This window comes from Specibacter sp. BI4 (genome assembly GCF_056680095.1).
Window position 1 is genome coordinate 4,144,292 of the sequence record NZ_CM155265.1, and the last position, 24,238, is coordinate 4,168,529.

General features: G+C 64.8%; 24 protein-coding genes and 2 riboswitches. Of the genes, 14 read left to right on the forward strand and 10 right to left on the reverse strand.

From position 1 onward, the window contains the following. Positions 1 to 199 precede the first annotated feature (199 nt). From AC1L6K_RS18760 to AC1L6K_RS18780, 5 genes are read left to right on the forward strand one after another with little or no spacing between them, the layout of a single operon-like run. Positions 200 to 1,036, forward strand: coding sequence for a hypothetical protein (locus tag AC1L6K_RS18760; RefSeq protein ID WP_480950345.1), 837 nt, complete (start codon positions 200 to 202; stop codon positions 1,034 to 1,036). Continuing rightward, positions 1,033 to 2,505 carry a WXG100 family type VII secretion target gene (locus AC1L6K_RS18765; RefSeq protein ID WP_480950346.1) on the forward strand — a complete coding sequence of 491 codons (1,473 nt, stop codon included), beginning with the start codon at positions 1,033 to 1,035 and terminating at the stop codon, positions 2,503 to 2,505. Before AC1L6K_RS18760 ends, AC1L6K_RS18765 begins: the two co-directional genes overlap by 4 nt. A gap of 16 nt (positions 2,506 to 2,521) precedes the next feature. Further along, a complete protein-coding gene (locus AC1L6K_RS18770) occupies positions 2,522 to 2,929 on the forward strand; it encodes a hypothetical protein (protein ID WP_480950347.1) in 408 nt (135 codons plus the stop codon). Positions 2,930 to 2,981: 52 nt separating this feature from the next. Next, positions 2,982 to 3,395, forward strand: coding sequence for a hypothetical protein (locus AC1L6K_RS18775; RefSeq protein ID WP_480950348.1), 414 nt, complete (start codon positions 2,982 to 2,984; stop codon positions 3,393 to 3,395). A gap of 31 nt (positions 3,396 to 3,426) precedes the next feature. Beyond that, complete coding sequence (locus AC1L6K_RS18780; RefSeq protein ID WP_480950349.1) at positions 3,427 to 3,795, forward strand: hypothetical protein; 369 nt, start codon at positions 3,427 to 3,429, stop codon at positions 3,793 to 3,795. Between the two features lie 2 nt (positions 3,796 to 3,797). Here the strand turns inward: AC1L6K_RS18780 and fdhD are convergent, their stop codons facing one another. Continuing rightward, positions 3,798 to 4,631, reverse strand: coding sequence for a formate dehydrogenase accessory sulfurtransferase FdhD (gene fdhD, locus AC1L6K_RS18785; RefSeq protein ID WP_480950350.1), 834 nt, complete (start codon positions 4,629 to 4,631; stop codon positions 3,798 to 3,800). 65 nt (positions 4,632 to 4,696) lie between these two features. Between fdhD and AC1L6K_RS18790 the strand changes: the two genes are divergently transcribed. Then, positions 4,697 to 7,027, forward strand: coding sequence for an FdhF/YdeP family oxidoreductase (locus AC1L6K_RS18790; protein ID WP_480950351.1), 2,331 nt, complete (start codon positions 4,697 to 4,699; stop codon positions 7,025 to 7,027). A 163-nt stretch (positions 7,028 to 7,190) separates the two neighbouring features. Here AC1L6K_RS18790 and AC1L6K_RS18795 read toward each other — a convergent pair whose 3' ends face one another. Continuing rightward, positions 7,191 to 7,862, reverse strand: a complete 672-nt coding sequence (locus AC1L6K_RS18795) for a TetR/AcrR family transcriptional regulator (protein WP_480950352.1) — start codon at positions 7,860 to 7,862, stop codon at positions 7,191 to 7,193. A gap of 91 nt (positions 7,863 to 7,953) precedes the next feature. Here AC1L6K_RS18795 and AC1L6K_RS18800 point away from each other — a divergent pair, with 91 nt between their 5' ends. Next, positions 7,954 to 9,402 (forward strand): DHA2 family efflux MFS transporter permease subunit, encoded by a 1,449-nt coding sequence (locus AC1L6K_RS18800; protein ID WP_480950353.1) that lies wholly within the window; start codon positions 7,954 to 7,956, stop codon positions 9,400 to 9,402. A gap of 58 nt (positions 9,403 to 9,460) precedes the next feature. Here AC1L6K_RS18800 and AC1L6K_RS18805 read toward each other — a convergent pair whose 3' ends face one another. From AC1L6K_RS18805 to AC1L6K_RS18815, 3 genes are read right to left on the reverse strand one after another with little or no spacing between them, the layout of a single operon-like run. After that, positions 9,461 to 10,348, reverse strand: coding sequence for an alpha/beta hydrolase family protein (locus AC1L6K_RS18805; RefSeq protein ID WP_480950354.1), 888 nt, complete (start codon positions 10,346 to 10,348; stop codon positions 9,461 to 9,463). Next, complete coding sequence (locus tag AC1L6K_RS18810) at positions 10,339 to 11,706, reverse strand: molybdopterin molybdotransferase MoeA (RefSeq protein ID WP_480950355.1); 1,368 nt, start codon at positions 11,704 to 11,706, stop codon at positions 10,339 to 10,341. The genes AC1L6K_RS18805 and AC1L6K_RS18810 overlap by 10 nt, the downstream gene beginning before the upstream one ends. Positions 11,707 to 11,713: 7 nt before the next feature. Continuing rightward, a complete protein-coding gene (locus AC1L6K_RS18815) occupies positions 11,714 to 12,901 on the reverse strand; it encodes an NTP transferase domain-containing protein (RefSeq protein ID WP_480950356.1) in 1,188 nt (395 codons plus the stop codon). Between the two features lie 195 nt (positions 12,902 to 13,096). On the opposite strand from AC1L6K_RS18815, the gene AC1L6K_RS18820 reads away from it, so the two are divergent. From AC1L6K_RS18820 to AC1L6K_RS18830, 3 genes are all read left to right on the forward strand, one after another. Continuing rightward, positions 13,097 to 13,231 carry a hypothetical protein gene (locus AC1L6K_RS18820; protein ID WP_480950357.1) on the forward strand — a complete coding sequence of 45 codons (135 nt, stop codon included), beginning with the start codon at positions 13,097 to 13,099 and terminating at the stop codon, positions 13,229 to 13,231. A 290-nt stretch (positions 13,232 to 13,521) separates the two neighbouring features. Beyond that, positions 13,522 to 13,986 carry a hypothetical protein gene (locus AC1L6K_RS18825; protein WP_480950358.1) on the forward strand — a complete coding sequence of 155 codons (465 nt, stop codon included), beginning with the start codon at positions 13,522 to 13,524 and terminating at the stop codon, positions 13,984 to 13,986. A 33-nt stretch (positions 13,987 to 14,019) separates the two neighbouring features. Next, positions 14,020 to 14,184: a hypothetical protein gene (locus tag AC1L6K_RS18830; RefSeq protein WP_480950359.1), complete on the forward strand. Its 165-nt coding sequence runs from the start codon at positions 14,020 to 14,022 to the stop codon at positions 14,182 to 14,184. A 196-nt stretch (positions 14,185 to 14,380) separates the two neighbouring features. Here AC1L6K_RS18830 and AC1L6K_RS18835 read toward each other — a convergent pair whose 3' ends face one another. From AC1L6K_RS18835 to AC1L6K_RS18845, 3 genes are all read right to left on the reverse strand, one after another. Further along, positions 14,381 to 15,217 carry an NlpC/P60 family protein gene (locus tag AC1L6K_RS18835; protein ID WP_480950360.1) on the reverse strand — a complete coding sequence of 279 codons (837 nt, stop codon included), beginning with the start codon at positions 15,215 to 15,217 and terminating at the stop codon, positions 14,381 to 14,383. A 4-nt stretch (positions 15,218 to 15,221) separates the two neighbouring features. Then, positions 15,222 to 15,428, reverse strand: a riboswitch (cyclic di-AMP (ydaO/yuaA leader). Between the two features lie 142 nt (positions 15,429 to 15,570). Further along, positions 15,571 to 16,374, reverse strand: coding sequence for a M23 family metallopeptidase (locus AC1L6K_RS18840; RefSeq protein ID WP_480950361.1), 804 nt, complete (start codon positions 16,372 to 16,374; stop codon positions 15,571 to 15,573). A 4-nt stretch (positions 16,375 to 16,378) separates the two neighbouring features. Then, positions 16,379 to 16,598: riboswitch (cyclic di-AMP (ydaO/yuaA leader) on the reverse strand. Between the two features lie 139 nt (positions 16,599 to 16,737). Further along, the gene (locus AC1L6K_RS18845; RefSeq protein WP_480950362.1) at positions 16,738 to 17,433 is read right to left on the reverse strand and encodes an iron-dependent transcriptional repressor DtxR; all 696 of its coding nucleotides are present in this window, start codon (positions 17,431 to 17,433) and stop codon (positions 16,738 to 16,740) included. 227 nt (positions 17,434 to 17,660) lie between these two features. On the opposite strand from AC1L6K_RS18845, the gene serC reads away from it, so the two are divergent. Beyond that, complete coding sequence (gene serC / locus AC1L6K_RS18850) at positions 17,661 to 18,788, forward strand: phosphoserine transaminase (RefSeq protein WP_480950363.1); 1,128 nt, start codon at positions 17,661 to 17,663, stop codon at positions 18,786 to 18,788. 217 nt (positions 18,789 to 19,005) lie between these two features. Here the strand turns inward: serC and AC1L6K_RS18855 are convergent, their stop codons facing one another. Together AC1L6K_RS18855 and AC1L6K_RS18860 are read right to left on the reverse strand one after the other, a co-directional pair. Next, positions 19,006 to 19,590 carry a DUF3027 domain-containing protein gene (locus tag AC1L6K_RS18855; RefSeq protein ID WP_480950364.1) on the reverse strand — a complete coding sequence of 195 codons (585 nt, stop codon included), beginning with the start codon at positions 19,588 to 19,590 and terminating at the stop codon, positions 19,006 to 19,008. Between the two features lie 11 nt (positions 19,591 to 19,601). After that, positions 19,602 to 19,982: a cold-shock protein gene (locus AC1L6K_RS18860; RefSeq protein ID WP_480950365.1), complete on the reverse strand. Its 381-nt coding sequence runs from the start codon at positions 19,980 to 19,982 to the stop codon at positions 19,602 to 19,604. 198 nt (positions 19,983 to 20,180) lie between these two features. Between AC1L6K_RS18860 and AC1L6K_RS18865 the strand changes: the two genes are divergently transcribed. Genes AC1L6K_RS18865 through AC1L6K_RS18875 form a run of 3 tightly spaced genes read left to right on the forward strand, consistent with a single transcriptional unit; the run spans position 20,181 to position 24,182 of the window. Further along, positions 20,181 to 20,420, forward strand: a complete 240-nt coding sequence (locus tag AC1L6K_RS18865) for a hypothetical protein (RefSeq protein WP_480950366.1) — start codon at positions 20,181 to 20,183, stop codon at positions 20,418 to 20,420. Between the two features lie 17 nt (positions 20,421 to 20,437). Beyond that, positions 20,438 to 22,501 carry a helicase-associated domain-containing protein gene (locus AC1L6K_RS18870; RefSeq protein ID WP_480950367.1) on the forward strand — a complete coding sequence of 688 codons (2,064 nt, stop codon included), beginning with the start codon at positions 20,438 to 20,440 and terminating at the stop codon, positions 22,499 to 22,501. Then, a complete protein-coding gene (locus AC1L6K_RS18875) occupies positions 22,494 to 24,182 on the forward strand; it encodes a DNA repair helicase XPB (RefSeq protein ID WP_480950368.1) in 1,689 nt (562 codons plus the stop codon). Before AC1L6K_RS18870 ends, AC1L6K_RS18875 begins: the two co-directional genes overlap by 8 nt. The last annotated feature ends 56 nt before the right edge of the window (positions 24,183 to 24,238 follow it).

The window sequence follows — 24,238 nt, forward strand, 5'->3', positions numbered from 1 at the left end:
GCACTCCCCTCCCCACCGCTTTGGATCCAGGTGGCAGTTGCTGGGGCGGGAGAAGGTTCGGTGGGCGGGCCTGGAACGCGTTGGCAGCGGCATGGGCAGTGCACCCCATCGCCGGGACCGTTGCAGTGACGTAACTTGGTACGAAGTTGATCCCAGTGCCCGTTGTCCGGGCCGTCCGACCTTGCCTCAGGGGAATTTCATGACCGAACCAGCCGCACCGCGTCCCATCGTTCTACGCCGTCTCCAGCTCAGCACCGCCGCATGGCAGTTGTTGTGTGAATCAACCAGCGCCACACTGGGTCTTCCCGCCACCGCACCGGCCGAAGGCGCCGAGTCCCCCGCCGGGCTCAGCGAGGAAGCCGCAGCAGCGGGTTGGGCCGAGCTGAACGCGCTCGACATGTCCCCGGCACCGGGCGAGGTGAGGCGGCAGTGGACGGGCGCCGTCGCACTTCTGTTGACGGCTCCCATCACCGTCACGGCCCGTGCCACCTACAACGGCGTCAGCACCACGAGTGTCCTGGGCCTGCGTGCCGGGCGCGGTCTGGCCGCCCACCAGCGACACCTGTCCGAGCGTGAGGGGCAGGAAACTGTCATTACCGGCAGCGAGGACAGCATGGAAATCACGCTTTTTGACGAGGAAAACGTGTGGGGTGCGACTGCCCGACTGCTGCCGCCCCTTGACGTCGTCCGCGCAGCCGCCAAGGCCGCGCCCCTGGACTCCGTGCCCGCCGTGGTTCTCGGCGCCGGCACCGATCCGGCAACGCTGCCGGAACCGGCGGCCGGCCTGGTCAACGACGAGGACGCCAACATCACGCTCAGTGTTGTGACGGCAGCGGAGGGTCTGCCGGCCAGGGTATGGGCGGGAATGTGGTCGGTCAAGGGCGAGCAGCTGTATTCGGTGACGACCCGCAGCGGTGACACCCCCGAGCTGCGCCTGACCGAGGTGCCGGCCGGACACATCGCCAACGAACTCGTTTATGCCGTGGTTGGCGCGCACGACGCATTGGCTGCGGCCAAGAAGGAGGCAGCCAAATGACCGCCGGGATGCAGGGCCTTGACCCGCAGGACTGCCTGGACCTGGTCAAGTTGCTGAAAAGTTCCGCCCACCAGCTGGACCGCACCGGTGCGCAGCTGAACCAAACCATCGCCCGCACGGGGTGGCAGGGGCCCGACAGCCATCGTTTCCGTTCGCAATGGCCGGGAAACCGCGCCAGGCTAAACGAGACAGCCAAGGAATTGGAGAGCATCGCATCGGTGGTGCTGCGCGAAATTGCCGAGCAGGAACGTGCCAGTGCCGTGGACAATGGCGGCGGTGGCGGGCTGTGGGATGAAATTGTCGACGCCGGGAAGGACCTGTGGGATGACTTCACCGACGGCGTTGGCAATGTTGTTGACACCGTCAAGGACGGCGTCGGCAATATTGTTGATGGCGTCAAGGACGGCGTTGGCAATGCCGTGGACACGGTCAAGGACGGGCTGGGTTGGCTCGGACAAGAAATTCTGGCCAACCCGGTCGTCCACTCAAACCTCAGCTTTCTCGGGAATCTGGGTCATCTGGCAACCATGCCCATTAGAGCTCTTTTTGACGGGCCGCCCTCCACGATTTCCGTTTTGGCGTCGCTGAGCCTTGTTGTGGGAAGCGGCATTGACGCCGCTGTGACAACTGTGACGGGGGGCGCCGTGAATCCGAAATGGTTCGACGACGGACAGGTGGAAGTCAGTGATCCGCAGGCGGTGACCCACAGCAGTGAATCTCCGCTGACGCAACCAAACAGCGTGGCTGCGATTTTCGACGGTGTTCTGGGTGCCTATGCGGCCACGGACGCGAACGGCGACACGACAGCAGGTGTACGCATCGTGTCGGTCATGCAGCCCAACGGCACCAACGCCTACATCGTCAATATCCCGGGCACCGAATCCAACACGGCCAACGGAAACAGCAACCCCTTGGACTACACCAGCAACGTCAGGCTTGTATCCGGACAGTCATCAGCGGCAAGCAGGGCCGTCGCAGAAGCCATGGCAAGGGCTGGCATCCCATCAGACGCACCCGTAATGTTGGCCGGGCACAGCCAAGGCGGCATGATCGCCCAGGAGCTGGCCACCGATCCGAGCTTCACTGAGCAATACAACGTCACCAACGTCTTGACGGCAGGCTCACCCACGCAGCCATACGCAATCGACCCGAACATCGACTACCTGGCGATCGCGCATCCCGCTGACATCGTCCCCATGTTTGATGGCGGGGGTGCCATGAGTGACGGAAGTACCTACCAACAACCGCCCAACGTCCATGTAGTCCCCACGGATAATCCGCCGTTTCCGGGCTCCATCGGCGACTTGATCCCCGCCATGCACGATCAAAACACCTACCGTCAGGATCTGACCCAGACAGGCAAGTATCCTGATATTGGGAGCTTCGAGAACGATCCGTCAACCCAGGTATTCATCACCGATGATCCCAGCAGAGTCTCTGCAGTGGATATTGATTTCAGCCGCAAGTAACACGACAAGGACGATCATGGTGCGCAAAATTGGTATTCTCTTGCTCGTGGGACTTTTATCCGGGCTACTCAGTGCCTGCGGCTTCAGCAGTCCGCAGAAAGTCGGAGACACGTTTGTTGCCGACGCCACGGCTGCCCTGGCGGCCACGCCCGGCGTAGTCACCAGCAAAGTGCGCTACACGGACCCGGGCGGCATGGGCGCCGTCATCAATGTCCGGGTCACCGCTGATCCAGCTGCCGAGCTTGAAACCGTCCTGGCCGACTCGTTGCGCGCCGTTTCAGGGGCGGCAGGGTCGCTCAAGCCGGTGAACAAGGTTGAGTTTTACGTGTTCCCCGACGGCGACGAGGAGAACGGCATCCGCCCGGACACACTCGGGCTGACACAATCCCCCACGGTGGAAGAAATTCGCAACTATGCCAGCTAACCCGACCTTGGTGCTGGACCGAAAAAGCCGTGCAGACAGCAACAATGGGCAAATGCGCCGCCGATTTGGATTGGTCGTTGGCGCATGCATCCTGACGGCCGTGGTGGCGGCTTGCGGAAACGGCAAGACCGGTGATTCCGGTTCCGTGGCAGTGAATCTGAAGGCCGCAATCTCCCAAGTTGCCGACGTCGTGGAAGTGAAGGCAAGATACAACGTCACCACCGGCATGGGGTCCGCCGCCAATGTGCGCATCACGGCCGCGGCCGGGACCGTGTCACTGGAGACGGTTATGCACGATTCCCTCGTCGCCTTTGCCGGCGCTTCTGCCGACATGAGCCCGTCCACGAACATCTCATTTCAGGTGACCGAGGAGGGGCAGGAGAACACCATCAACCCCGAAGCCGTCGGCCTGCCGCAGAAGCCGTCCGCCCGGGACATCATCGATTTCGCCAACAATGCGGAGTAGGGCGAAGCTGACAGTAACGGGTTTGCTAGCCATGGCCGCAATCTTCATACTGTTTCTGGCCGGGTGCGCCGGCACCGGAGCCGGCATGGTCAGGGACATCGACGCCGCCCTCAACGTGGTGCCGGATGTGGAGTCGGCACATACGCAATACAAAAACAGTGCAGGCGTGAGTCGCCGCATCACTGTGCGCATCACCGCCTCCCCCGGTGCCGAGCTGGAGGCTGTTTTGGACGAGTCGCTGCAGGCCTTTGCCGGAGCTGCCGATTCCGCCAGGGGTGCCACGTCCGTGTCATATTACGTCTTCACCGAAGGCGATGGGGAATCCGGCGTCCGTCCCGATGTTCTCGGCTTGAACATTACGCCCACAGTGGATGAGATCCGCGGCTACGCCGGCAAGTAGTTTCAGGCCACGCGCTCCGGGTGCGTGTACACGTTCATCGTGGTGCCGCGGCTGAACCCGACCAGGGTCACCCCGGTGCTGTGCGCCAGTTCAACGGCCAGGGACGACGGCGCACTCACGGCCGCGAGCACCGGCACCCCTGCCATCGCGGCCTTTTGCACGAGCTCAAACGAGGCCCGACCCGACACCTGCAGGATGGTGTTGGCCAGGGGCAGCTGCCTTTCCCGGAACGCCGACCCCACCACCTTGTCGACGGCGTTGTGCCGGCCAACGTCTTCCCGGAGGGTCAACAACTCCCCATCCGGGGAAAACAACCCGGCAGCGTGGACGCCGCCGGTCTTGTCAAAAAGTTTCTGCTGCTCCCGCAGGGTGTCGGGCAGGCCGGCCAGGACCGAAGCGCCGATGAAGGGCTCGTCGACGGGCGCGGACATGCCAAAATGTGAAGATTTCCGCACGCCCTCGATGGAGGCCGTGCCGCAAATTCCGCAGGCACTCGAGGTGGTCACGTGGCGGTGGGCAGCCGGCAGCGGCAGGGCCACATCGGGGCGCAGCTGGGCCTCCACCACGTTGAAGGTCTGTTGGCCATTCTCATCCTCGCCGGCACAAAACCGCAGGGATATCAGCTCCTCCGGCTCAAAGATGATGCCCTCGGAGACCAAAAAACCAGCCACTAAATCAAAATCGTCCCCCGGAGTGCGCATCGTGACGGAAAAAGATTCGTGCCCCAAACGAATTTCCAGCGGCTCCTCAGCCGCCAGCGCTTCCTCGCGCACCACCCGCCGCCCGTTGGCGATATCGATCTTTGTGGCCTTGACCCGCTGCACCAGCCGTCCCATGAAATCCTCCAAATATGTAAAGCGTCTAGGATCAGACTAGATGCTCCACGGCGAAGGGACCCATCATGGCTGGCAAAGCGCCCCAAGAAAACATTGATGAGCAGAAGCTCACAGTTGGCAGTGTACAAAAGAAGGCTGTCGGCATTCCAGGAATCGTGCACGCCCTGGAGATCTCTTTCAAGCAAATGGGGCCGCTGCGGTCAGCCCAAGCCTTGTTGCAGATCAACCAAAAGGACGGCTTTGACTGCATGGGCTGTGCCTGGCCCGAATCCGATAAGCGGCACAAAGCCGAGTTCTGTGAAAACGGGGCCAAGGCTGTCGCCGAGGAAGCGACGAAGAGGCGCGTGCCGCCGTCGTTCTTTGCAGAACACAGCGTCAGCGAGCTGCGCACCTGGGACGATTTCCGGCTGGGCCAGCAGGGACGCCTGACCGATCCCATGTACCTGGCGGAGGGCAGTGACCACTACGTGCCGGTCACGTGGGAGCGCGCGTTGGGGATTCTGGCCGACGAGCTCAAGGCCCTGAAGGATCCCGACGAGGCTATTTTCTACACGTCCGGGCGCACCTCGAACGAGGCCGCGTTCCTGTACCAGCTCATGGTCCGCGGGCTGGGCACCAACAATCTGCCCGACTGTTCCAACATGTGCCACGAGTCGAGCGGCTCGGCACTGACCGAGACCATTGGCATCGGCAAGGGCTCGGTGTCGCTGGAGGACATTTACAAGTCTGAGCTGATCTTGATCGCCGGGCAAAACCCGGGCACCAACCACCCGCGCATGCTGACTGCACTGGAAAAGGCCAAGAAAAACGGTGCCGTGATCGTGGCTATCAACCCGCTCCCCGAGGCCGGGCTGATGCGCTTTGAAAACCCGCAGACCGTCCGCGGACTCGTGGGCGGCGGCACGGCACTGGCCGACGACTTCCTGCAGATCAAGCTCGGAGGCGACCAGGCGTTGTTCCAGGGCCTGGGCAAGTTCCTGCTCGAGGAGCAGCGCCGCACGGGCTCCCCGCACGCGGGCCGCGTCTTTGACACTGAGTTCATCGACGCCCACACCACCGGACTTGGCGAGTACCTGGAGCAGCTCGAGCACGTCACGTGGGCCGAAATTGTCACGGCCTCCGGCCTGAGCGAGGAACAGATCAGGGCCACTGGCGAACGCCTGCTTGCGTCGAAGGCAACTGTTGTCTGTTGGGCGATGGGGCTGACGCAGCACAAGCACTCCGTTGCCATGTTGCGCGACGTCGTCAACGTGCTGCTGCTGCAGGGCAACATTGGCAAGCCCGGCGCCGGCGTCTGCCCCGTCCGCGGCCACTCCAACGTCCAGGGCGACCGCACCATGGGCATCTTTGAGCGGATGCCCGCAGCCTTCCACGACGCCCTGGATGCGGAGTTCTCCTTCGCCTCCCCGCGCCCCGACGGCTTCGACACCGTCGCCGCCATCGAGGCCATGAGGGACGGCAAGGCCGGCGTCTTCCTGGGCATGGGCGGCAACTTCGTCCGCGCCACCCCGGACTCTGACGTCACGGAGGCGGCCCTCAACAAGCTGTCGCTGACGGCACAAATCTCCACCAAGCTCAACAAGTCGCACCTCGTCACCGGCCGCTCGGCCCTGATCCTGCCCACCCTTGGCCGCACCGAGCGCGACACGCAGGCCGGCGGCGACCAGCGCGTCACCGTGGAGGACTCCATGAGCGCCGTGCACGCCTCTCGCGGGCGGCTGGCACCGGCGTCGGACATGCTGCTCTCCGAGGTGGCGATTGTGTGTCGGCTCGCGAAGCTGCTTTTTGAAACGGCCGACGGCGGCATCCGCCCGGGTGCGCCCGTCGCCGACTGGGATGCCATGGCGGGCGACTACAGCCAGATCCGTTCCCACATTGCCGCGGTGGTTCCGGGCTTTGAGGACTTTGAGGCGAAAATCGACTTGCCCGGCGGCTTTGTCCTGCCGCACGGTCCGCGTGACTCGCGCACCTTCACCACGGATTCCGGGCTGGCCCACTTTACGGCCAATGAGCTGGAATACCCGAAGGTGCCCGAGGGACGTTTGCTCCTGCAGACCCTGCGCTCCCACGACCAGTACAACACCACCATCTATGGCAAGGATGACAGGTACCGCGGCATCAAGAACGGCCGGCGGGTGGTCTTCGTCAACCAAAAGGACCTGGACTCCTTCGGCATTGCCGACGGGACCATGGTGGATCTGGTCTCCGAGTGGAAGGACGGCGTGGACCGCCGCGCCCCCGACTTCCGCGTCGTTGCCTATTCCACGCCCGTGGGCTGTGCCGCAGCGTACTACCCGGAAACCAACGTCCTGGTGCCGCTGGATTCCAAGGCCGACGTCAGCGGGACGCCCACGTCCAAGTCAGTGGTCATTCGGCTGGAGCCCGTGACGGCCTAACCCTGTCCGACTTCCGCCACCTTCGCCGGAGGCCCCTCGCGGGCAGTAAGATTTTGCCGCTCGTGCCTCGCAAGCAAAATCCATCCCCGCTCCGGGACCTCCGGCTTCGGTGCCGCCGCGCCGGCCCGGTGGCCGCTCCCAGCCCAGGGCGTCCCACGGCGGCTCAGCCCTGCGTTTCGTGGGCCAGGAGCAGTGGCAGCTTGGCACCCATGGTGCATTCGAGCAGTTCGCTGACGGCCCCATCCTGGCCGTAGAGGTCCGTCAGGCGCAGGCTGATCAGTGTGTTCATCAGCATCCCGTGGGCCAGGAAGTCACGTGCGGGCTCCTCGCCCATGCCAGCCTCAATACGCAGCAGCCGGTAGATGCCCACGAACCCCTCGCGGGCGCGGGCCCCGATGACGGGTTCGTGGCCGGAGATGAACGACTGCATCAACATCAGGAGAATGCCGCGGTCCTGGATCAGGTCTGCATAGGCAAACGACATCAGCGCCTTGAGGTGGGCCTGCCGTCCGGTGCCCCGCTCCGGGCCGAGTGCCGCCACCTTCTCGGCGAGCCGGCCGCCGTCATAATCGGCAATGACGGAACGGAAGCTGTCCATCAGCTTGCCCAGGGATCGGTCCAGCGCCTCGAGGAACAACTTCTCCTTAGTGCCGAACATCCGCACCACATACGGCTGGCTGATGCCGGCCCCCGTCGCCACCTGGGCGGTCGTGGCGCCGGCATAGCCGCGCTCAGCAAAAACCGCCGTGGCCGCTTCCAGGATCAGCTCGCGGCGCTCCTGGGCGGGCATGCGAACAAGGCGGGCGGATGGATCCGAAACTGAAGAGATATCCATGCTTGACATGTTATCAGCTGATAACTAACGTTGCTTTTTAAGTAATCACCTGATTACTTAGTGAAGCTATGCACCTGAAGAATCGAAGCCCATGAAACGCCAAATCCCCACCTGGCTGGCCATCACCGCCGCATCATTGCCTGTCTTCATGGCCACCCTGGACAACCTGGTCGTGACCAACGCGCTGCCGGTGATCCACGAAAAGTTGGGGGCCGGCGTCGAAGAACTGCAGTGGGTTGTCAACGCCTACGCGCTCAGTTTCGCCACGTTCATGCTGTTGGCCGTTGGCCTCGGCGACCGGCTCGGACGCCGCCGCGTCTTTCTGGCCGGGCTTGCCATCTTCACGCTGGCCTCGGCCGCGGCAGCCTTGAGCGCCGACCCCACGGCCCTCATTGCCGCCCGCGCCGCCCAGGGACTGGGCGCTGCCGCCATCATGCCGCTGTCGCTCACCTTGTTGGCCGGATCGGTCAGCAGGGCCCGCCGCCCCCTGGCCATCGGCATTTGGGGCGGCGTTTCCGGCCTCGGCGTGGCCCTGGGCCCGCTGGTCGGCGGAGCCGTGGTGGAGGGCTGGAACTGGCAGGCCATCTTCTGGCTCAACGTCCCGCTCGGCTTCATCGCCGTACCCCTGGTGCTGCTGGGCCTGCCCAACAGCTTCGGCGCCCGGGTCCGTGCCGACGTCGTTGGATTGGCGCTCTCCGGATTCGGCCTGCTGGGACTCGTGTTCGGCATCGTGCGCGGCAACACGGCCGGCTGGTCCAGCCCCCAGGTGCTCGTCCCGCTGATCGGCGGCAGCGTCCTGCTGTTTGCCTTCGTTCTCTGGGAGATGCGGACGACGGCGCCGCTGCTGCCCCTGCGCCTGTTCCGGGACCGCAGTTTCACAGTTGCCAACATCGTGGGCCCGACCTTCAGCTTCGGCATCTTTGGCTCGGTGTTCCTCTTGATCCAGTTCCTGCAGGTGGTCCAGGGCTACAGTCCCCTGCAAGCGGGCGTGCTGACCATGCCGTGGACGCTCGCTCCCATGGTCGTGGCCCCGCTGGCGGGCCTGCTTGCACCTCGCCTGGGCACCCGCACCCTGATGATCACCGGCCTGGCCCTGCTGACTGTGGGCATGTTCTGGCTCGCCGCCGTCCTCAGCGTCAATGTCAGCTACCCCATGATCGTGCCCGGATTCCTGGCCGCCGGGATTGGCATGGGGCTGGTTTTCGCGCCCATGTCCACGGCCGTCCTGGCCAACATGCACCAGGACGACCATGCCAAGGCCTCCGGCACCAACGCCACCCTGCGTGAAGTTGGTGTTGCCCTGGGCGTGGCTGTCCTGACGGCCGTGTTCACCGGTGCCGGCGGGCAGCTCACGCCCACGGGGTTCGTGGACGCCGCCATCCCCGCCGTCTACGTCGGTGCTGCGGTCCTTGTCCTTGCGACCGCCTCAGCTTTGTGGCTGCCCTCGTTGATCCGGGCCCGGGAGCTCGCCGCCGCCATTCCGGATGACAAGCTCGACGGCGGCGCCCACGTTCCGCTGCCATCTTCAGTCAACGCCTGACCCCGGACCTGCAGGAGCGTCTATCGAAAACGCCCCGGATGTGCGGGAGCGTCTGGGTTCACGGGGCGGCGCGGGTTGAGCCAGTCTCCACCCAGTCGCCACCCTTGAGCCAGGCCACTGTCTGTTCCCAGAACGTGTCCCGGTAGCGGCTGTGGAACAAGGCAAAGTGGCCAAGGGTTGTTTCGCCGTAGTCTTCAGGGCGCAGGTGGAGGATGCGGGCCGCACTGTTGGGCGTGTAGGCGACGGCCCTCTCCATGGCCGGAATGGTGGCGTAGGAGTCGTCGTTCGGGGCCAGGGCCAGGATGGGAGCCGTTACGGCGGCCTGGTGCGCGCGCAGGGCGTCCCGCTGGGAGCCGGCCGCCGCCGTCGTAAAGTTCTTGCGGCTGCGGGCCCAGTCAAGGGCCACACCGGCGGGGAGGTCTTCCATCACGCCAAGGCGCCTGGCGGGGAAGTAGCCGCACACGGCAACGAGCGGGACTGTGATGGCGGCCCGGCCCCAGTGGGCGGCCTTGTCCTTGAACCGCAGGTCCCGCCAGTACGCGTGTTGGGCGCCCACGGTGAGAATCCGTGAGAGTCCGGCCGCATGCCCGGCCAACCCCACGCCGAACCCGCCAAAGCTGTGGCCCACAAGGTGCACCGGCAGCCCGGCCGACTGGTCCAGCGCCCAGGCAAGCACGGTGTCGATGTCCAGGGAGCCCCACTCGTACCAGCGCACCTTTTGCCCGCGCAGTGAGCCGCCGCGTGATGCCCCAATCCCCCGATAGTCGAAGGTGACGGCCGCGAAACCGTTGTCGGCCAGAAAAGCAGCATAGCGGTGGTAATAGTTCGCCTTGACGGCGGTGGCACAGGCGATGACGACAGTGCCCAGCCGCGCCACGCCGTCTGGCACCTCGAAGTGGTTTCCCTGCAGCGTGCGGCCGTCCGGACAGGTGAAACTCACGTCCATGGGAGCGCCATCGCGCTGAGCGTCTCACCCATTTTCGCGCCGTGCGGCGGGACAACCATGACGCCGTCGGCCGCTGCGAGCCCGCGCATCATGGCGGAGTCGCTGTTGGCGCACGGAGAGGCAAGGCCGTACACCAGCTTGTACGGCATCAGGCGGGTGGGCCCTTGGTATTCCTTGATGGGCGAGCCACAGGCCACCTCCGTGGTGGCCGGCCGGGGCAGGCTTCCCAGCCTCGCCAGCAGCGGGGCGCCGAGTGTCATCAGGCCGACCATGGCGGCCAGCGGATTGCCGGGCAGGCCCACGATGAAGCGGCCGTCGGGCAGTTCGGCCAGCAGCGTGGGGTGGCCTGGGCGCATGGCGATCTGCGGGACGTGGAAGGTGCCGCCCATGGCCGTGATGGCCTCCCGCAGGAAGTCGGCGCTCGAGTGGCCGGTGGCACCGGTGGTGATGACGACGTCGGCCGGGTCAGCTTCGTCGTCGACGAGGGCGTCCAGCATTGAGGCCAGGGTGTCCCCCGCCCGCTGCAGCCCGACAACGGAGCCGCCCAGCATGGCGACGACTGCGCCAAGCTGCGGGGAAAAAGCGTTCCGGACAAAGCCGGGTTCGGGGATGCCGGAGGGCACCACCTCGTCGCCCGTCAGAACGATTTTTACGGCCGGCCTGCCGAGGACCTGAAGTTCGTCCAGGCCGCCCAGGGCCGCCAAGGACACATGGGCGGGGTTCAACGTGGTGCCGGCCTCAATCAACCGCTCCCCTGCCTCCGCTTCCTGGCTGGCCGGCCGGATGTGCTGGCCATTCTTTGGTTCGCCGGGACGGGCTGCATCACCGCGCACGAGGACCGGCAGTCCGTCGTCGTCTGTGGACAGCGTGCCGGACTCACTGCGCAGCACCGACTTGGCGCCGCGCGGAATGAGGCCCCCGGTGAGAATGGGAACGGCCTGGCCCGCGGTGAGCTTGTCCCCTTTGGCAGCGATGATCCACGGCGGGCTGCCGGCAACAGCCCAGCCGTCCATGGCCGAGGAAGCGTAATGGGGCATGGCGTGGCGGGAGAAGACGTCGGCGCCCAGGATCCGCCCGATGGCCGATGCGAGCGGAACGGTGTGGGCGGGCAGCGGCAGGGCAACCTCCCACGCACGGTCGCGCGCTTCCTGCCAGGTGTGGGGCAGGACGACGGCGGGCGCTTCCACAGCGGACGCACTGTCGTTTGGCGCGCCTCCGGCGTTGGGCACGCTGTCGTTTGGGGCTTCGACGGCGGGCGCCGCATCGCTGGGTGCCACATCGCTGGGAACCGCGGACGCATTGGCCGCAGCGTTGCCAGCCGCCTGGCCGGGCTGGGCCGGTTCCACACGATCCACCATGGAAATGCTATTTCCCGCCGGGGGTTTCGGCAGCGCTGCCGCCAGCTGCCGCATCGGGGCGGCCGGCCGGAGCGGCATCCGGTGCCTCGGCCGCTGGAGCCTCGGGCGCGGGTGCTTCGGCAGCGGCAAGCTGCTTGGCCAAGCCCAGCGCCGCCTTCATGGCTGCAGCCTCGCTAGCCTGGCCCGACCCGGCGGCCAGTCCCGCGGCGAGTCCTGCCACAAACGTTGTCAGCGGAGCCGCGGGGCGCACGATCGAGTGCGCGGCAACCCCTGCCAGGTTCAACACCGCGTGGATGTCAACGTCAATGTCGGCAATTTCAAAGGCTTCAAGCAGTTTCCCGGTCCATGCCTGCAAAACCTCGTCTTGATTTTCCAACTGCTGCCCTTTCGTGTTGGGCGGGCCCGCAGCAATCCCCTGCGCGCGGGCGTCCTCCCAAGTGTCAATGTCCGCCGTCAGACCTGAAGCCACGGCGCATTCCTTGATGTTCACATTAGCAAGCAAGGAGAAAACCGAGGCATTCTCCAGGCGGTGCGCCGCCCGCGCCGCTGCGACCGCCTCCCGTAGTGCGGTCAGCGGATAGATCGCCGCCAACGGCTGTTTCCTCCCGTCCGACACCGCCATGACACCCACATCACCGGGAAGTTCACGCAATTCCCGGGCAAGCAGGCGTGCGACTCCCGCGGCCTGTGGCATGTCGCAGGCCAGCACCAGCACATGCCCGTCCGCACCCCCAAGCGCTGCCAGGCCGGCGGCAATGCCGGCCGCCGGACCTGAAAACGGCGGGTCCTCCTGCACAGTGGCCACGGCGTCGCGGCTTTGCGCACCGTCCAGCCATGCTGCGATCTTTTCAACGGGACCAACGACGGCGACCCGCCCAGGTGCGGTTCCGTCCCTGTCCGCTGTGGCCGACCGGGCGACGGCGGACCGGCCTGTTGCAACGGACGGCACCGGATCAGGCGCTTCCGGGCCGGGCAGGACAGGATCGGGCGATCGTGAGACTATTTGGGCTGCCGCGTCCACGGTTCGCGCCAGCAATGTCTGCCCTTCGAAGATGAGTCCGGCCTTCGCCACCCCGCCGAGCCTGCGGGAGAGGCCGCCCGCCAGCACTATCGCATGCACGGGCACCACGTCGAAGTCATCATGGCTGCCATGATATCCGGCCGGAGAGATGGCAGGGACTGATGCAGGCTTCACTGCACCGAGCCTCCGGCCGGCAAAGGAGTCGTTGTGGTCATTCGCCGCCGGTACAGACCCGCCACCGCCGGGCAGCAATGTCCCAAGACACCTGGCGCACCAGAAAGCGCACAGCCACGCAGATGGCCATGCGCCGCGCCGCCATCGAGCTGGGGCTTGAACACGGCTATGAAAATGTCACGGTGGAAATGAGCTGTGAGCTCAGCACGGTCTCCGCACGCACCTTTCCACTACTTCGGCAGCAAGGAAGACGTGTACGTCAGCCCCACCACGGTCATGCCCACACAGGAGCAGCACAGGGCCTTCGCTGAGGGCAGCGGCTCCGGTTGATCCACCAAACCTCTGAACTTCTCAGCGGGGAAAGGCCCGGATCAGTGAGACCGAGGAGAGTCATGTCGGCTATGTCCTTGACAGGTGCCGCTTCCTCTGCCGGAGCGTGGACCAATCCCCCGACCTTGAAGACGAAGCCCGCATGGTTGTCTCCCTCGTCCCGGGGGCCATGCGCTTCGCGACGCAGAAGTGCGTGGCAGGCAATTTCACCGACACGCGCGAAGAGCTGTCCAGGCCTCCTGTTTCCCGCCCGAGCCCTGCGCAGCATCCTGCTGGTATTTGTCGGACTCATGCTGACAATTGTTCGCGATCTCCACGGTGTCAACGAGATGCTGTGGGTCATCACGATTTACATCCATGCCTCAACGATCATGCTGCCGATTTATGGGAAGCTGGGCGACCTCATTGGCCGCAAGGGCTTGTTAAACGGCGCCATTTCGATCGTCATCGTTGGTTCGATCAGTGGCATAAGCAGGGGCACTGTGCTTGCCGCACTGCTGTTTGCCTGGGTGGAGCACCCGATCATGTCGCTGCACCTTTTCAAGGACAGCAGCTTCAACCTGACCAGGGCGGCCGGGCTGATCACGGGCATCGCCATGTTTGGCACGCTCGCCAACCTGACCATCTGGCTCATCTGCGTCTACCTGGAACTCATGGGCATCGGGCTGGGCACGTCGATGCAGATCCTGGTGTTGATCGTGCAAAACCAGTTCCCCAATTCACAGGTGGGCTTGGCCACGGCCTCGAACAACTAGTTCCGCCAGATCGGCGCATCGCTGGGTTCCGCCGTGGTGGGCAGCTCGTTTGCGCACCGTCCGGCGGACATCCTCACTGAACGGCTGGCCGGGGTACTGCTGCTCTTCGTGGAGAAGATCCCGCTCGCCACCAGCATCAACCGCAGCCCGGCTCAGCCCGAAGCCGGACAACAGGAGCCGGCGCAGCCCGGGCGATGAGTGGCGGTCGGGTGGTGAGTGGCCTCGGCGGTGAGGCACACCCAGCCCTCCCACCAAAGTACGCCGGTGGCAGGGCACCCTCAGCTCCGAAGGCGGCCTCCCGGCGTCGTTACTTGGCCGGACAGCGGCAGCTGGCACACCCGTTAAAAAGCATGAACCCCGTCCGAAGACGGGGTTCATTGCGTAAAAACGTTCTTTAGTGACCCATCGCAATGAAGACGGGACCTGAACCGACGTTGGCGGAGAAGGTGGCTGTTGTGAAGCCATTCCATCCACCGTGTACGGCCTGGCCGTCGCCAATGTAAACGGCGATGTGGGCAACGCCCGCGCCACCGTCTGCGTAGTAAATCAAGTCACCGGGCTGCGCTTCTGCTGCAGAGACCGTGCGGCCCAAGCTCAAGTAGCCAGCGGGCCAGTCGTGGAAGTTGATTCCAGCCGCAGCCAAAGCGTTGCTGGCAAGTGCGGTGCAATCCTGGGCTACGCCAAGCTGGGCCAGTGCGGCGCTGGCGATGGTTGCGCCAATTCCGCTCTGGGTTGCCGGTGCGGGTGCAGCTTCAGGAGTGCTGGTGGTTACTGTCGGAGCAGGTGCCGCAACCGGGGCTTCGGCGACGGGTGCTGCTTCAACAACGGGTGCTGCTGCTTCGACAACGGGTGCTGCTTCATCAACCGGCTCGACAGCAACATCACTGCTCTCTGCCTCTACAACTACCGGCGCTTCAACTACAGGAGCCGGGGTGGAGGTGATGGCGGGGGTGGCGAATGAGATCTTCACCGTGGAAGCTGCCGTGATTACGGAAGCAAGTTCCGTGTTCAGGTTCAGCGTGGTTGCACCGTCAGAAGCACGCTCCACTGTGGGAGTGGCCGCATTTGCTGCGATGCCGGATGTCAATACCAGTCCAGAAGCTGCTGCGATTACAGCAGCCTGACGACCAACCCCGCCGGCATTGGAACTGACGGCTTTCGTGAGGGTGGAGATCGGGCTGGTCTTAACAACCTCGGCGCGGTGGCGCCCGAGGGCAGTATTTGAAGCCAAGAAGGTTTCCTCTCCCAAAGCCTGCGAGGTAAGCTGTCGGATTCGGATGGGAGTCACCCGGCCGCTCCACGTTGTCACACCAAAAGAATTTCTTCTTTCATGCGGCTAAACGCTTCGCGGCTTCACCCCTAGGACTTCTGCTTGACGCGAAGTCCGATTATTGGTTCCCCCGCCCCTGCCAGACGATTGATACGAACGGACCATGAGTAGTGGCAGAGCTAGGCAATCAACCCATGGGCGCCAGCTTGATTCGAAGTTGGCGCGATTACGACGGTACAACAGATTTTTCCCAATGTCACGTTCAGGTCACGGTCCTGTGACTAATCCGTAACTAAAAGTCCCCTGTGGAGGAATTAAAGCCAACCCATGGGGTCAACGGTTTCGTCATTCACGATGACCTCAAAGTGCAGGTGGGGGCCGGTCGAGGCGCCTGTGGAGCCGCTGAGGCCCACCACGTCGCCGCGTTCGACCTTCTGGCCAACCTGGACGGCGTTGCTGCTCATGTGGTTGTAGGACGTTGAGAGTCCGTTGCCATGGTCCACGACCACACGGTTGCCGCCACCGTACTGGTGCCAGCCCGAGAAGGTGACGGTTCCGCCGGCTGCTGCAAGCACGTCGGTGCCGCTCGCAATGGCGAAGTCCTGGCCCGTGTGCTGCTCGTCAACCTGACCCGTGATGGGGCTGATGCGACCACCGAAGGGTGAGCTTGGCACCAGGTTCTTCAGGGGGGCCGCAAGCGTCCCCTTGGCTGCCTGCGGGGCGACCTCGGAAGCGTTGACCTTCAAGGTTTGCTTGAGCTGGCCATCGGGGTTCAAGGCGCTGCCGACCTCGGGTGCGGCGAAGGCAATGGGGACTTCCGCCCCAGCCGTCACAGCAGGCTCTGCTTCCACAGATGCCGCCGTTGCGGTCTCAATGTGGTGGGTGTCGATGGCCTGCGTGGACGGCAGGGTGACTGCCAGGACCAGGCCTGTCGCAGCCATGGCCACGCCAACCTTCTGGCCGGCTCCTGAACGCAGCAGCTGGGCCACTGAAATGTTTGATGGTGAGCTGAGTCGCTCTGCAGCTATTGCTTCGCGGCGGCTTCCCGACAGGGACGCCAGCTCATGAGTTACCGACGACGACGCACGACGGCGTCCCCGCTGTTTAACTTCTGACACTAAAAACCTCTCTATAAAGCACCTGCGAAGTTAGCTGTCGGATTCGGATCAGAGAGTCATGCTTTTGATCCGGCCCAAGCTCCTGGCACACGTCTGGCCATGGCACAGTCCAAAGGAATGGGCCAGCTAAGCGTGTTGCCTTTTCGAGTGTGGGCTTCACCCCAAGGCAGACTGGACGTCTGCCAAAAGTGGTTCCCCCGCCCCTGCCTCAGTGATTACTGTCCATTGTGCGAAGGCAAGGTTAGGTGTCGCAGAATGGTAACGCTTTGGTTACGGCGTCAGATTATTACTATACGGTACAAGCGGTAATCGTAACAATTCCGTTACCGAGATTGTCAATAGTGCTTGGTCACAGTTGAAACTCTAACTCATTGCGACGAACACATGCGAGGCGACCTCGGGCGGCAGCTCCAGTGCCCCTTCGATGTCCGGGACACGAACGGAAATATACTCGCCCACCTGCTCCAAGGAGATCCGCGCGCCGGGCCGAAGACCGCCCTCATCGAGCTGGAGCAGCAATTCCGGCTCCACCTGGATGCGTTCGGAAAGCCTGTGAATGACAACTTGCTGACCGGGCGAATACGTGGACATGGCATCGACAAGAGTGACGAGCCCGGCCGCAAAAACGGGAGCAATCTCACCGCCGAGCTCTTCAAGCCCGGGAATCGGGTTCCCATACGGCGACTCGTTGGGCCTGCCCAGCAGGTCGAACAAACGCTGCTCAACCCTTTCGCTCATCACGTGCTCCCAGCGGCAGGCCTCCTCGTGGACATATGCCCAGTCAAGGCCAATGACATCGGCGAGCAGCCGCTCGGCCAGCCGGTGCTTGCGCATGACCCTTGTGGCCTTGTCACGTCCGGCAGGTGTCAGTTCCAAATGCCTGTCACCGGAAACTATGACCAGGCCGTCGCGTTCCATGCGTCCGATGGTTTGGGAGACTGTGGGGCCGGAGTGGTGCAGGCGCTCGGCAATGCGTGCCCGCAGCGCTACGATGTTCTCTTCTTCCAACTCCAGGATTGTCCGCAAATACATTTCCGTCGTGTCAATCAGATCAGCCACGTCAGCATCCTCCTGGTATTGGGCAAGTTTGGGGCAGGGACTTTCGTGTCTACGTTAGCCTGAATGCAACGATCCCGGGAATCCGAGCCCTCTATCTGGAACCGCTCCCCGGTGCAGAATATTTCTCGGCGACCGGACATTTTTCCGCTGGGGCCGGTTCTACGGCAGAATTGGCAGCAGCCACTGGCACCGTCATACCTTCCATCGCATAATTTTTGGAGCAACTCGTGAGCGAACGCACGCCCCTCACCATTCCCGCCAACCTGCGCCCGGCCGACGGCCGTTTTGGTGCCGGACCCTCCAAGGTCCGCCCCGAGCAGGTGGCGGCGCTCTCCGAAGCCGGTGCTTCACTTCTGGGCACCTCCCACCGCCAGGCTCCCGTCAAAAACCTCGTGGGAGAGGTTCGCCGCGGCCTGAAGCAGTTCTTCAACGCCCCCGACGACTACGAGGTCATCCTCGGCGTTGGCGGCTCCACCGCATTCTGGGACGTTGCCGCATTCGGCCTGGTCGAGAACAAGGCCCAGCACCTCTCCTTCGGCGAGTTTGGCTCCAAGTTTGCCTCGGCCACCAACAACGCACCGTTCCTGGCTGCCTCCTCCATCATCAAGGCCGAGCCCGGCACCCGCCCGGTGCCGGTCGCCGAAGCCGGCGTGGACACCTACGCCTGGCCGCAGAATGAGACCTCCACCGGCGTCGCCGCTCCCGTGCAGCGCGTTGCCGGCGCCGATGAGGGCGCCCTCGTCCTGGTCGATGCCACCTCCGCCGCTGGCGGGCTGGCCGTGGATGTGCGTGAAAGCGATGTGTACTACTTCGCCCCGCAAAAGAACTTCGCCTCCGACGGCGGACTCTGGCTTGGGCTGTTCTCTCCCGCCGCGCTGGAGCGGGCCGCGCGCATCGGCGCCTCCGACCGCTGGGTGCCCGACTTCCTGAACCTGACCACTGCCATTGACAACTCCCTGAAGAACCAGACGTACAACACGCCTGCGCTCTCCACCCTTGTCACCATGAACAACCAGGTGCAGTGGCTCAACGCCAACGGCGGCATCGACTTCGCCTCGGCGCGTACCGCTGATTCGGCCGGGCGCCTGTACTCCTGGGCGGAGGCCTCCCCCGTGGCCACCCCGTTCGTAAGCAACCCCGCGGACCGTTCAAATGTCATTGTCACCATCGACTTTGACGACTCTGTGGACGCCGCAGCAGTGGCCAAGGTGCTCCGGGCCAACGGCATTGTTGACACCGAGCCGTACCGCAAGCTCGGCCGCAACCAGCTTCGCATCGCCACCTTCGTGGCCATCGATCCCGAGGACATCACCGCACTGACCAAGTGCATCGACTACGTGATCGAAAACATGTAGTTATCACCCAAAACACAGAAAAGGCCCCCTCCGGTTCAATCATTGTGAACTGGAGGGGGCCTTTTCTGTGCGTTTCTGCGGGTTCTCGGACTGCTTTCCTACCCGGCCCGCCCTTGCGCCCGCGAACAAGCGCCTGAGCCGCGAACCAGCGGTTGGGCAACAGCTGTTTCGCGGCCCAGGCGCGGTTTCACGGCGGGAACGTCCCCGCCGGCACTAGTTAGTTTGACTCTTCCGACTCGCCGTCGGTGGATTCGTCGTCGTCCGACTCATCTTCCCAGTGCCCCTGGGCGTCAGCGGACTCATCGTCGGCATGCCCGGCCACCGGCCCTGCAGCGGATTCATCGTCCGATGCAGGCAGTTCATGTGCCGGTTCCGCCGGTGCACCCTCTCCCGCTGCGGCATCAGCTTCCTGCTGGTCCTCGGGACGCACCCGATCCGACCACGGCACCCACGCCGGCGCCAGCACTGAATCCTCGGTGGGCAGGAGGCCCACCTCATTGACGGTTGCATCCTTGCCCCGTGAAACCCGGGCCAGCGTGGCAAACCACACCCAACCCCGGTACCCGGGCTTTTGGGACTCAAACAAGTGCGTCACGCACCTGACACCCTCGCTGCGGGCACCCAGGTGCTTGCCGATGTCCCCGGTGCCGGCAATGCTCTGCACTGCGGTTCGGGCGGCCGACACCTCAGCGGCAAGGAAGGCGTCCGGCTTTCCCACCCGCCAAAGGGGCACCCCGGGGCGCGCCTCGGGGATGGCGTCTGAAACTGCTGGAGCGGCTGATTCGCCGGAAAGTTCGGTCATGGTGGGCACCGTCATGCGTCGAAGTTGTCGGCTACCTTGCGCAATGCTGCGGCAATCTTGCTCGCATCACCGTCAGGATACTTGCCGTTGGTCAGGGATCCCACTGAGTGTTCAAGCATGGAAACCAGGTCCTGCACGATCGGGGCGAGGTCGCGTGCAGGCATCCGCTTGGCCTTGGCCACCGATGCGCTGCGGTCCAGGAGCTTGGCAGCCATGGCTTGGGCGCCCTTGCGTCCGTCGGCCACGCCGAATTCCAGCCGCATGCCAGGCTTGATGTCGCCTGCGTCCGCGGGCAGTGCGTTGGCGCGCAGGAACACCTCGCGTCCGTCATCGGCAGCAATGATGCCGAAGCCTTTTTCGTTGTCGTACCACTTCACTTTGCCAATTGGCACTTGCCTTACCCCTTAAAAGTCTTGTTGGCCGGAATCACATGATGCCGACTGTGCGATTGATCGTCGCCGTACCCGGGCCAGGAATCTTGCGGCCGGTACCTTCAGTGACAGATTGCACAGCTCTACTAGCCTCTAGGTTACCGCGTTGGCGAACTTCCGGGGTTTGTGCCGCACCTGTCCGCTGTTAGCGTTAAGTCCATGAGCCCCCATTTTTCCGCCCCGCAAACCGTCAACCGCGGCTGGCAGATGTTCAATTACGCTGCCATGGCCATGGCGTTGGCGGCACTTGTCTGCCTCATCGTCGTGTTGGTCAGCAAATGGGCCGGCGGGTCACCCTGGCCCGGCTTCAACTGGATCTCCATGATCGCCCTGCCGCTGGCATTCCTGATGATGGGCGCCAGCGTCCTGCGTTCGGTGACCATCCGCCGCCGGCTCTAACGTTTCAGCTGAATGCCATGAGCACCTTGGCCGCCCTGGCCGCAGACTTGGCGGACCGTTCCGATGCCGAGTTGTTGCAACTGTTTCGCCTGCGCCCGGAGGCCATGGCCCCGCCGGTCGCCAACTTTGCCGGCCTGGCCAGCCGACTGTCCACCGCGCACAGCGTGGACCTGGCCCTGGACCGGCTGAATCTGCCGCAGTTGCAGGTGCTGGCGGCCTTGACCGCGGGCGAAGCTGCCGAGGAACACGCCCCGTGGCTCCCGGAACTGCAAGCCCTGGCATTGCTGGTTGCCGTTGAGCCCGCCCATAACAAACAGAAGCACGACGGCGGCACCCGCCGCTTTCTCCCGCTCGCCGCCGTGCGGGCCGCCTTGGGCAGGAACGCCCTGGCGGGAGAAGTTCCCGGCGCGTGCGGGAGCCGTCCGACAGGTGGCCACATGGCCGCGGGCAGCGCAGCAGGGGGCGGCAGCGGCGAGGGAGCCACCCCGGGGCCAGTCCTGTCCGGGCCGCTGCATTCCCGGCCACCCGCGGCCACCACGGTTCCGGTTCCCCTCCGGATTCGGGACAATGCTGCAGGCAGCGCCATGGAAACCCTCCTGCGCAGCATGACAGGGCTGGTGGAACTGGCCGGCCACACCCCCATAGAGTCCCTCCGCAGTGGAGCAGTGGGTGTGCGAACCGTGCGAAAACTGGCTGGGGCACTCCAAAGCGATGAAGCACAGCTGTGCTTTTATCTGGAGCTTGCTGCGATGGCCGGGTTGATCCGCTTTGACGGCAGTGCACTGCGTTGGCGGGCAGTTGCCGCCGGATGGCTCGAGCTGGACCGGCCCGGACAATGGCTCGCACTGGCGCGGGCCTGGCGGGACAGCGACAGGCCTGCCACTCGAATAAAGCGGCCAAGCCCACCCTCTCCGTCGCTCCCGCCGTCAGCATTGCCCCAGCCAGGAACCGCAGAGACCCCCGCAGCTGCAAGGCCGCTGGCGCCAGCCAGCCAACACCACCGTGCGCAGGCACTGCGCCGCAGCGTTCTGTCGGCAGTGCGTGACCTCACCGCCACGCCGGCGTTCGCCGCTGCAGCACCAACACTCCACAACCGGGAAAGTGAGGCACCTGCGGCTGATTCCGTCGTGGCGCTCCTGCATTGGCGCCACCCCCGCCAGTTCGAGGAGGTGTCCGAGTTGGTGCCGGGCATCCTCCATGAGACGGAGCTGGTGGGACTCACCGGCGCGGGTGCCCTGAGCGATCCGGGATGCGCCGTCAGCCTCGGGGATTGGGGTGCAGCTGCTGCCGCGCTCCACCATCTGCTGCCGGATCCCATCGACCATTTCGTCATTCAGGGCGATTTGACGGCCGTCGCACCGGGCTACCTCGCACCGGCCGTGGCGGCCCGCCTGAAATTGCTCGCCACTGCCGAGGGGCAGGGCGCTGCAGGGATCTTCCGCTTCAGCCAAACCTCATTGGAAGCCGCCATGGACGCCGGCATGGACGGCAAAACCATTCTCACGTTCCTGCGCGACCATTCGAGCACAGCTGTGCCACAATCGCTGGAGTACTTGATCACCGCCGCGGCCCGCCGCACAGGGGCACGCACGGAACCAGCCCGGCCTGCCGTCGCCCGGGCAGCCCCTCCCCCGCCGGCGGGCAAGCGGAACCCTGGCATCGCCGTCGCGCTTCACCGAACCGCTGGTTCAGAAGGAGCAGCCGGGCCGGAAAGTTTGGCAGGGGCAGGCGGTGCCACGCCCTGGCCGACCGAGGCGGAAGTGACGGCCCAGATTTCGCGCCTGCGCAGCGAGCCGGTGTGGGCCGCCGACGACAGCGGCGAATCAGGTCCGTCGCGTGTCATGGAACAATTGCGGCAGGCGATAGAGGCCGGCGTCGACGTGTGGCTGCAGGTTGTGGATGGTGCGGGGGAACGTGAGCGACTCCGGCTGCGGCCGATATCGCTCGTCGCCGGGACGCTTCGGACCCTGCCGCCCGACGGCGCACTGGAGCGGCGGTTCAGCATTCACCGCATCATGGCGGCCGAGCCCGCGGAACCCGGCAGGACCAGACCACCAGGAGAGAAGGCGCACCATGGCTGACGGCCCCTTGATTGTGCAAAGCGACAAGACAATCCTGTTGGAAGTGGCGCACCCGGAATCCACCGCCGCCCGCCACGCCATCGCCGCCTTTGCCGAGCTGGAACGCGCCCCGGAGCACATGCACAGCTACCGGATCACCCCGCTGGGGTTGTGGAACGCCAGCGCGGCCGGGCTCGACGCCGAACACGTTGTTGACACGCTGCTGCGTTATTCACGCTACCCGGTGCCGCATGCACTGCTGCTCGACATTGCCGAGGTCATGGCACGGTACGGCCGGCTGCGCCTGGAACAGGATCCGCAGCACGGCCTGGTGTTGCGCAGCGACGACGAGTTGATCCTGACCGAGGTCTGCCACGTCAAGAAGGTCGCCGCCCTGCTTGGCGCCCGCATCGATCCGCTGACAGCCGTGGTGCACGGCGCTGCCCGCGGCGAGCTCAAGCAGCTGCTGCTCAAGGCCGGCTGGCCCGCGGACGACCTTGCCGGGTACGTCGACGGCACGGCGCACCTGATGGCGCTGACCGAAAGCACCGGGCCGGATCCGTGGACGCTGCGCCAATACCAGCGCACGGCCGTGGAGAATTTTTGGGCCGGCGGCTCGGGCGTGGTGGTGTTGCCGTGCGGTGCGGGGAAGACCATTGTGGGGGCGGCCGCGATGGCCGCGTCCGGGACGACGACGCTCATCCTTGTCACCAACACCCTCTCGGCCAGGCAGTGGAAGGCCGAGCTGCTCAAGCGCACCACGCTGACGGCGTCGGAAATCGGCGAATATTCAGGCCCGGTGAAGGAGGTCCGGCCCGTTACAATCGCCACCTACCAGGTGCTGACGACGCGGCGCAATGGCAGCTACCCGCATTTGGAGCTGCTCAATGACAACGACTGGGGCCTGCTCATCTATGACGAGGTCCACCTGCTGCCGGCCCCGATCTTCCGCATGACAGCCGAGCTCCAGGCCCGCCGCCGGCTGGGGCTGACCGCCACGCTGGTGCGGGAGGACGGCCGCGAAGGTGAAGTGTTCGCACTGATCGGGCCCAAACGCTACGACGCCCCCTGGAAGGACATCGAGGCGCAGGGCTACATTGCGCCGGCAGACTGCGTCGAGGTCCGCGTTGACCTAGCGCGTTCTGAGCGTCTGGCCTATGCCACCGCGGACGACGGCGGGAAGTACCGTTTGTGCGCCACCTCCCTGGCCAAGTCCGAGGTTGTGCAGACACTCGTGGCAACCCATGCCGGAGAGCAGATCCTGGTGATTGGGCAGTACATTGACCAGCTCGACGAGCTGGCCGCCCGCCTGGCTGCCCCGCTGATCAAGGGCACCACGCAGGTGAAGGAACGGGAACGGCTCTTTGCCGAGTTCCGCAGCGGACGCCTCTCCGTGCTGGTGGTGTCCAAGGTGGCGAACTTTTCCATTGACCTGCCCGAGGCCTCCGTTGCCATCCAGGTCTCCGGAGCCTTTGGCTCCAGGCAGGAGGAGGCCCAGCGATTGGGCCGGCTGATGCGGCCCAAGTCCGATGGCCGCACAGCCCGCTTTTACACGCTGGTGGCCCGGGACACCGTTGACGCCGACTTTGCGGCCAAGCGCCAGCGCTTCCTGGCCGAGCAAGGCTACGCGTACCGGATTATCGACGCAGCAGACGCGGGTGCCGCGGGCGACGCACTCGGCACAGCCCTCCCGCCGAACTGAACCCTCCCGCACCCTCCTGCAGGGCTGAACCCTCTCGCAGCTATGGCGGGTTTTTC